The following is a 7,612-nucleotide window of genomic DNA, read 5'->3' on the forward strand; positions in this document are numbered from 1 at the left end:
AGAAGGAGTGCCGCCCTCGGTTCGCGTGAAGCGATGAACCGCAGATCAACCAGAGGTCGATCAGAAGTCCATGTCACCGCCCGGCATGCCGCCGCCGGCCGGGGCAGCGCCCGCCTTCTCCGGCTTGTCGGCGATGACGGCCTCGGTGGTGAGGAACAGCGCGGCGATCGACGCGGCGTTCTGCAGGGCAGAGCGCGTGACCTTCGCCGGGTCGAGGATGCCCTCGGCGATCATGTCCACGTACTCACCGGTCGCGGCGTTGAGGCCGTGACCGACGGTGAGGTTGCGGACCTTCTCGACGACGACGCCACCCTCAAGGCCGGCGTTGACCGCGATCTGCTTCAGCGGGGCCTCCAGGGCCAGCTTCACAGCGGCGGCACCGGTGGCCTCGTCACCCTCGAGCTCAAGCTTCTCGAAGACAGCGGCGGCCTGGATGAGCGCCACGCCACCACCGGCGACGATGCCCTCTTCGACGGCGGCCTTCGCGTTGCGAACGGCGTCCTCGATGCGGTGCTTGCGCTCCTTGAGCTCGACCTCGGTCGCGGCACCGGCCTTGATGACCGCAACACCGCCGGCGAGCTTCGCCAGGCGCTCCTGCAGCTTCTCGCGGTCGTAGTCGCTGTCCGAGTTCTCGATCTCGGCGCGGATCTGGTTGACGCGACCCTGGACCTGGTCGCTGTCGCCCGAACCGTCGACGATCGTGGTCTCGTCCTTGGTGATGACGACCTTGCGGGCGCGGCCGAGCAGGTCGAGACCGGCGTTCTCCAGCTTGAGGCCGACCTCCTCGGAGATGACGGTGCCACCGGTGAGGATGGCGATGTCGCCGAGCATGGCCTTGCGGCGGTCACCGAAGCCCGGGGCCTTGACGGCGACGGACTTGAAGGTGCCACGGATCTTGTTGACGACCAGGGTCGACAGGGCCTCGCCCTCGACGTCCTCGGCGATGATCAGCAGCGGCTTGCCGGACTGCATGACCTTCTCAAGGAGCGGAAGGAGGTCCTTCACGTTCGAGATCTTCGAGTTCACGATCAGGATGTACGGGTCGTCGAGCGACGCCTCCATACGCTCCATGTCCGTGGCGAAGTACGCCGAGATGTAGCCCTTGTCGAAGCGCATGCCCTCGGTGAGCTCAAGCTCGAGCCCGAAGGTCTGCGACTCCTCGACGGTGATGACGCCTTCCTTGCCGACCTTGTCCATCGCCTCGGCGATGAGCTCGCCGATCTGCGTGTCGGCGGCGGAGATGGAGGCGGTCGAAGCGATCTGCTCCTTGGTCTCCACGTCCTTGGCCTGCTCGAGCAGGGCGCCGGAGACGGCCTCGACGGCCTTCTCGATGCCGCGCTTGAGGGCCATCGGGTTGGCACCGGCGGCCACGTTGCGAAGGCCCTCGCGGACCAGCGCCTGGGCCAGGACGGTCGCGGTCGTCGTGCCGTCACCGGCGACGTCGTCCGTCTTCTTCGCGACCTCCTTGACCAGCTCGGCGCCGATCTTCTCGTACGGGTCCTCGAGCTCGATCTCCTTGGCGATGGAAACACCATCGTTGGTGATCGTGGGGGCACCCCACTTCTTCTCGAGGACGACGTTGCGACCCTTGGGGCCCAGGGTCACCTTGACGGCGTCGGCGAGCTGGTTCATGCCGCGCTCGAGGCCGCGCCGTGCCTCCTCGTCGAACGCGATGATCTTGGCCATGTGAAGTGGTCCTCCCGGACAGGGGTGGCATGCTTCCGGATCGCGCCAGCGCCCGCGACGGACGGCCTGCAAGCCTTGTGGTTCCTTGCCCCACCCGGCCTGCGGGCCTCACCGACCCGATCCAAGTTCTGTCACTCTCACTCGGAGAGTGCTAAGCCCAATGATTAGCACTCGACCCCTACGAGTGCAAGCGCCTCTTACGGATCCCCGACGTACGAGGGGGCGCGCGGCCAGGAGCGCGCGGCGGACGCACGAGGGGCCCGCACCCCTGTCGGGATGCGGGCCCCTCGTCACTCGCTAAGTTCGCTGGCCGATCGCGCCGAGATCAGACGGCGAGCTTGACCATGTCCGCCTGCGGACCCTTCTGGCCCTGCGAGATCTCGAACTCCACTCGCTGACCTTCTTCAAGGGTGCGGTAGCCGTCCATCTGAATCGCGCTGTAGTGGACGAAAACATCCGCACCACCGTCGACCGCGATGAAGCCGTACCCCTTCTCCGCGTTGAACCACTTGACGGTGCCCTGAGCCATGCCTAACTCCCCTATTACTGGCCCTTGCACGGACCCGCACTTCGCGGACCCGGGTCAGACCTCACCCCCCCAATGGGTTGTGGAGGCGTGCGCCGGAACGCGTCGACCGCGGCTGAATGTATCTGTCCAACTGCCCTCTGCAACAGGTCAATCGGACGAGAATTCTGGGCACGCCTGATCGGTAATATGCGGAGAATTCACCGGAGTTCAGGGCAAGTCGGGCCAGGCAAATGCCACGAGAAGGGCAAATGGGCAGTGCACTTTGGCTACTTCTTGTCGCCCTCGGGGCGACTTCGTATATGCGCTCGGCACAAACGGGGAAGCTCGCTTCCCAACTGTACCGCGCTCAACCACATGGAATTGCCCCCTCCGTTTCTCTCGCGGAGGGGGCAAACCCGATTACGCAGGGTATTTCAATTAAGAATCAACCACCGGCGACGGCGGGGATGATCGAGACGCCGGCGCCGTCCGGCGTCGCGGTCTCCAGCCCCTGCTCGAAGCGGACGTCGTCGTCGTTCACGTAGACGTTCACGAAGCGCCGCAGCTTGCCCTGGTCGTCCAGGACACGGGCGGCGATACCGGCGTGGTTCTTCTCCAGGTCGGCGATGACCTCGGAGAGGTTCGCCCCCTCGGCGGCGACCTCGGACTGACCGCCGGTGTAGGTGCGAAGAATGGTGGGGATGCGGACGTTGACGCTCATGGGATTCACCTCTTGATACGGGGAGGAAGCGCCCCTGCAAGGGGCGCGGGGAACTGCGCGAGGACGGACCACGACCGCCGGCCGGGGACGGCGATCAGGCCCTACGGCGGCTAACCGGCAAGACCAGCGGAGCGAAACGCCTCAAGGCTGGGCTTGATCGTCGCGGTCGCCTGAGACGTCTCCGCAACGGCATCAAGAGTCTTGAGCCCGTCACCCGTGTTCAACACCACCGTGGTCAACGCCGGGTCAATGAGCCCCGCCTCAAGAAGCTTCTTCGTGACGCCCACCGTCACACCACCGGCGGTCTCCGCGAAGATCCCCTCGGTCCGGGCGAGCAGCTTGATCGCATCGACGACCTGCTCGTCGTTCACGTCCTCCACCGCACCGCCCGTGCGACGCGCGATGTCCAGGACGTACGGCCCGTCCGCGGGGTTGCCGATGGCGAGCGACTTGGCGATGGTGTTCGGCTTCTGCGGACGCACGACGTCGTGACCGGCCTTGAAGGCGGTGGACACCGGCGAACAGCCCTCGGCCTGCGCACCGAAGATCTTGTAGGGCTTGTCCTCGACCAGCCCCAGCTTGATGAGCTCCTTCAGACCCTTGTCGATCTTCGTGAGCTGCGAGCCGGACGCGATCGGGATGACCAGCTGGTCGGGCAGGACCCATCCCAGCTGCTCGCAGATCTCGTACGCGAGGGTCTTGGAGCCCTCGCCGTAGTACGGCCGCAGGTTCACGTTCACGAAGCCCCAGCCCTCGCCCAGCGGGTCGCCGATGAGCTCGGAGCAGAAGCGGTTCACGTCGTCGTAGTTGCCCTCGATGCCGACGAGCTCGCCGCCGTAGACCGCGGCCATGACGACCTTGCCCTGCTCCAGGTCGTGCGGGATGAACACGCAGGAGCGGAAGCCGGCGCGGGCCGCGGCGGCGCCGACGGCACCCGCGAGGTTGCCGGTGGAGGAGCAGGAGAGCGTGGTGAAGCCGAAGGCGCGCGCGGCCTCGATGGCCTGGGCGACGACGCGGTCCTTGAAGGAGTGCGTCGGGTTGCCGGAGTCGTCCTTGACGAACAGCTTGCCCTGCTCGACGCCGAGCTCACGGGCGAGGTTGTCCGCCTTGACGAGCTTGGTCCAGCCGGGGTTGATGTTCGGCTTCTCGGCGACGTCCGCCGGGACGGGCAGCAGCGGGGCGTAGCGCCAGATGTTGTCCGGGCCGGACTCGATCTGCTTGCGGAGTGCCTCGGGGTCACCGGTCGGCAGGTCGTACGCCACTTCGAGCGGGCCGAAACAGGCCTGACAGGCGAAGATCGGGCCGAGGGCGTAGAGCTCGCCGCACTCGCGGCAAGAGAGGCCCGATGCGGGGCCGAGGTCCACGGAACCCGTGGTGGAAGGGGTGGTGTCGTTCGTTGCGACAGTCTGCGCAGCCATGGAGGCGAGGCCCTTTCTCCTCATCTTCCCCGCGACGAATTTCGCCGCGAGACGGAATTGGCACCTTCCCCACCGAGACCTCGCGTGCGCGGTCGGCGGGATGGTTGCCGGGGCTTCAACGGGCCGTATCCCTCTGCCCCTCTGGATGAGCGGTATGGCGCCGGGGGCTTCAGGGGCCCCAGGGCATTTGTCGCGCGATGACCCCGGCATGCGATGGTCATCGGCGTTGTTCAAGACTGTAACCGACGGCCTGGACCCTTGAGATAGTCGTCCGAACCGCGAGATGGATCACACGTAGGCCACACACAGGAGGAGCCACCCGTGCTGGAAGAGGCCGAGCGCTGGCTGACCAGGCGTTCCTGGTCCGTTGCCGACCGTCCGCTCAGCGCACTCGTCGCCGCCAAGCGGGCGTCGGGGGCCTCGGTGAGTGTCGTCCTGCCCGCGCTCGACGAGGAGGGGACGGTCGGCGGGATCGTCGCCGAGATCCGCCGTGAGCTGGTCGAGAAGGCCGCTCTCGTCGACGAGCTCGTGGTGATCGACTCCGGCTCGAAGGACCGTACGGCGGAGGTCGCGCGGAGGGCGGGCGCGCGGGTCGTGCACCGGGACGTGATCCTGCCGCGTATCCCGGCCGTGCCCGGCAAGGGCGAGGTCATGTGGCGCTCGCTCCTGGTGACCGGCGGTGACATCGTCGCGTTCGTCGACGCGGACCTGAGGGAGTTCTCGGCGGACTTCGTCACCGGCACGGTGGGCCCGCTCCTGACCGACCCCGACGTGCACTTCGTGAAGGCGATGTACGACCGCCCGCTGGGTGAGACCGCGGGCCAGGGCGGCCGGGTGACCGAGCTGATGGCGCGCCCGCTGCTCAACATGCACTGGCCCCAACTGGCGGGCTTCGTACAGCCGTTGGGCGGCGAGTACGCGGCGCGCAGGTCCCTCCTTGAGCGACTGCCGTTCCCGGTCGGTTACGGGGTGGAGCTGGGCCTGCTCGTGGACGCGCTGCACACCGTGGGACTCGACGCGCTCGCGCAGGTCGACGTCGGGGTGCGCAAGCACCGGCACCAGGACGGGCAGGCGCTCGGCCGGATGGCGGCGGCGATCTACCGGACGGCGCAGCTGCGGCTCGCGCGCGGCCATCTCGTACGGCCCGAGCTCACCCAGTTCGAACGGGGCGCGCAGGGGTTCGAGCCGCGGACCCATTCGGTGGACACCGAGGAGCGCCCGCCGATGTGCGGCATCGCGGAGTACACGGCTCGCCGCGTGGCGTAACCACTCCAAGCCGGGCATTTTGTCTACATTCCCCACTTATGTGGGTCAGACAAGTAATGGGAAGCGCGCTACGCGTCGGTGCCGTGGCCTTGGCGACGGCCACCCTCTCGGCAGGAGCAGTCGGCGCGGCCGGCGCGTCCGGCGCCGTGGCGGATCTCGACACCGGGCCGAGGATCAGCCACCACACCGACGACATCGCCCGATGGGCGCAGGCGCGGCCCGCGCCGCCGGAGCGACAGGGCGCGCCCGTGCGCCGGGAGGGCCCCCGGGGGGAGCTGGCCAAGGCGGGCAGCGACTCGGACACGATGCTGTACGCGGGTCTTGCGATCTCCCTGTGCGCGCTGGGAGCGCTGGCGGTGGCGGCCGCGAGGAGCAGGCGCGACTAGGTTCGACAAGGGCCCTTCGGACGTGTTTGAGGCCCCGCCCCAGGGGCTAGGTTCGCCTCATGGTCTCCGAGCACGCCTCCGCCCAGGTCCTCGTCGCGTCCAACCGCGGCCCCGTCACGTACGCCCTGGAGGAGAACGGGGACCTGACGGCCAAGCGGGGCGGCGGCGGGCTCGTCTCCGGGCTCAGCGCGATCGGCGGCTCGGACGGCGACGACGCGGCCCTGTGGGTCTGCGCGGCGCTGGGCGACGGCGACCGGGAGGCCGTGCGGCGCGGGGTGGGCGAGCCCGGGGTCCGGATGCTCGACATCGACCCCCAGGTGCACGCCGACGCGTACAACGGCATCGCGAACTCGGTGCTGTGGTTCGTCCACCACATGCTCTACCAGACGCCGCTCGAACCGGCCTTCGGCCCGGAGTTCCGGGCCCAGTGGGCGTCGTACGAGACCTACAACCGGGCCTTCGCCGAGGCGCTCGCGGAGAGCGCCGGAGCGGACGCGGCGGTCCTCGTCCAGGACTACCACCTGGCGCTGGTGCCGGGGATGCTGCGCGAGCTGCGCCCCGACCTGCGCATCGGCCACTTCTCGCACACGCCGTGGGCGCCGGTGGACTACTTCCGGATGCTGCCGGACGACATCGCGGAGCAGCTCCTTCGCGGCATCCTGGGCGCCGACCGCGCGGCGTTCCTGACGGGCCGGTGGGCGGACGCGTTCACGGAGTGCTGCGTCGCCGTCCTCGGCGGTACGTCCGGCACGCGAATCGGCGTGCACGGGCTCGGGGCGGACGCGGACTTCCTGCGGGAGCGGTCGCGGCGGGCGGACGTGGAGGAGCGCCTTGTCGCGCTGCGGGAGCAGATCGGGGGCTCCGGCGACCGCAAGGTGATCGTCCGGGTGGACCGTACGGAGCTGTCGAAGAACATCGTGCGGGGTCTGCTCGCCTACCGGGAGCTCCTCGAGTCCCGCCCCGAGTGGCGGGAGCGGGTGGTGCACGTCGCCTTCGCGTACCCCTCGCGGCAGGATCTCGCGGTGTACCGCGACTACACGGCGGAGGTCCAGCGGGTCGCCGACGAGATCAACTCCCGCTTCGGCGTGGAGGGCTGGACCCCGGTCGTCCTGCACGTGAAGGACGACTTCGCGCGGTCGCTCGCGGCGTACCGGCTGGCGGACGTGGCTCTGGTGAATCCCATCCGGGACGGGATGAACCTGGTGGCCAAGGAGGTTCCGGTCGTCTCCGACGAGGGCTGCGTGCTTGTCCTCTCCCGAGAGGCGGGGGCGTACGAGGAGTTGGGCGAGGACGCGGTCGTCGTGAACCCGTACGACGTCACGGGGACGGCTGTGGCACTGCACGCGGCGCTGACGATGCCGGAGGGTGAGCGAGCGGAACGCACGAAGCGTCTCGCCTCGGCGGCGACGGCACTCCCCCCGGCCCAGTGGTTCCTGGACCAGCTGCGGGCGCTGAGGGCCTGACTTAGTCCCCAACCCCGCCCCTTCCCGAAAACTCGCTCGGCGCGAGGGCCCTCCTCAAACGCCGGAGGGGCTGAAAGATTCAGCCCCTCCGGCGTTTGAGGAGCGGGGTCTGGGGCGGAGCCCCAGGTAGGCCCGGGGCGCAGGCACGGTTTTCGGGAAGGGGC

The 7,612-nt window shown here is 68.7% G+C and carries 7 protein-coding genes and 1 riboswitch; of the genes, 3 read left to right on the top strand and 4 right to left on the bottom strand.

From position 1 onward, the window contains the following. Positions 1-60: 60 nt before the first annotated feature. From groL to thrC, 4 genes are all read right to left on the bottom strand, one after another. Complete coding sequence (gene groL, locus AB0I66_RS34545) at positions 61-1,686, bottom strand: chaperonin GroEL (protein WP_363211950.1); 1,626 nt, start codon at positions 1,684-1,686, stop codon at positions 61-63. A gap of 325 nt (positions 1,687-2,011) precedes the next feature. After that, the gene (locus tag AB0I66_RS34550) at positions 2,012-2,215 is read right to left on the bottom strand and encodes a cold-shock protein (RefSeq protein WP_005315736.1); all 204 of its coding nucleotides are present in this window, start codon (positions 2,213-2,215) and stop codon (positions 2,012-2,014) included. A gap of 424 nt (positions 2,216-2,639) precedes the next feature. Then, positions 2,640-2,915 carry a MoaD/ThiS family protein gene (locus AB0I66_RS34555; protein ID WP_363211951.1) on the bottom strand — a complete coding sequence of 92 codons (276 nt, stop codon included), beginning with the start codon at positions 2,913-2,915 and terminating at the stop codon, positions 2,640-2,642. A 110-nt stretch (positions 2,916-3,025) separates the two neighbouring features. Continuing rightward, complete coding sequence (thrC, locus tag AB0I66_RS34560; RefSeq protein ID WP_363211952.1) at positions 3,026-4,333, bottom strand: threonine synthase; 1,308 nt, start codon at positions 4,331-4,333, stop codon at positions 3,026-3,028. A gap of 17 nt (positions 4,334-4,350) precedes the next feature. Further along, positions 4,351-4,485, bottom strand: a riboswitch (SAM riboswitch). Positions 4,486-4,654: 169 nt separating this feature from the next. On the opposite strand from thrC, the gene AB0I66_RS34565 reads away from it, so the two are divergent. The 3 genes from AB0I66_RS34565 to AB0I66_RS34575 all read left to right on the top strand — a co-directional run bounded on the left by AB0I66_RS34565 (position 4,655) and on the right by AB0I66_RS34575 (position 7,448). Continuing rightward, positions 4,655-5,599: a glucosyl-3-phosphoglycerate synthase gene (locus AB0I66_RS34565; protein WP_363211953.1), complete on the top strand. Its 945-nt coding sequence runs from the start codon at positions 4,655-4,657 to the stop codon at positions 5,597-5,599. Positions 5,600-5,682: 83 nt separating this feature from the next. Continuing rightward, positions 5,683-5,985: a hypothetical protein gene (locus AB0I66_RS34570; RefSeq protein ID WP_363211954.1), complete on the top strand. Its 303-nt coding sequence runs from the start codon at positions 5,683-5,685 to the stop codon at positions 5,983-5,985. 59 nt (positions 5,986-6,044) lie between these two features. After that, a complete protein-coding gene (locus AB0I66_RS34575; protein ID WP_363211955.1) occupies positions 6,045-7,448 on the top strand; it encodes a trehalose-6-phosphate synthase in 1,404 nt (467 codons plus the stop codon). Positions 7,449-7,612 lie beyond the last annotated feature (164 nt).

The sequence above is a fragment of the Streptomyces sp. NPDC050439 genome, from assembly GCF_040655335.1.
Taxonomy (GTDB): Bacteria; Actinomycetota; Actinomycetes; order Streptomycetales; family Streptomycetaceae; genus Streptomyces.

Bases quoted from the DNA above. Each gene is read 5' to 3' on its own strand.
- thrC (WP_363211952.1), bottom strand. From the start codon at position 4,333: ATGGCTGCGCAGACTGTCGCAACGAACGACACCACCCCTTCCACCACG.
- groL (WP_363211950.1), bottom strand. From the start codon at position 1,686: ATGGCCAAGATCATCGCGTTCGACGAGGAGGCACGGCGCGGCCTCGAG.
- AB0I66_RS34550 (WP_005315736.1), bottom strand. From the start codon at position 2,215: ATGGCTCAGGGCACCGTCAAGTGGTTCAACGCGGAGAAGGGGTACGGC.
- AB0I66_RS34555 (WP_363211951.1), bottom strand. From the start codon at position 2,915: ATGAGCGTCAACGTCCGCATCCCCACCATTCTTCGCACCTACACCGGC.
- AB0I66_RS34575 (WP_363211955.1), top strand. From the start codon at position 6,045: ATGGTCTCCGAGCACGCCTCCGCCCAGGTCCTCGTCGCGTCCAACCGC.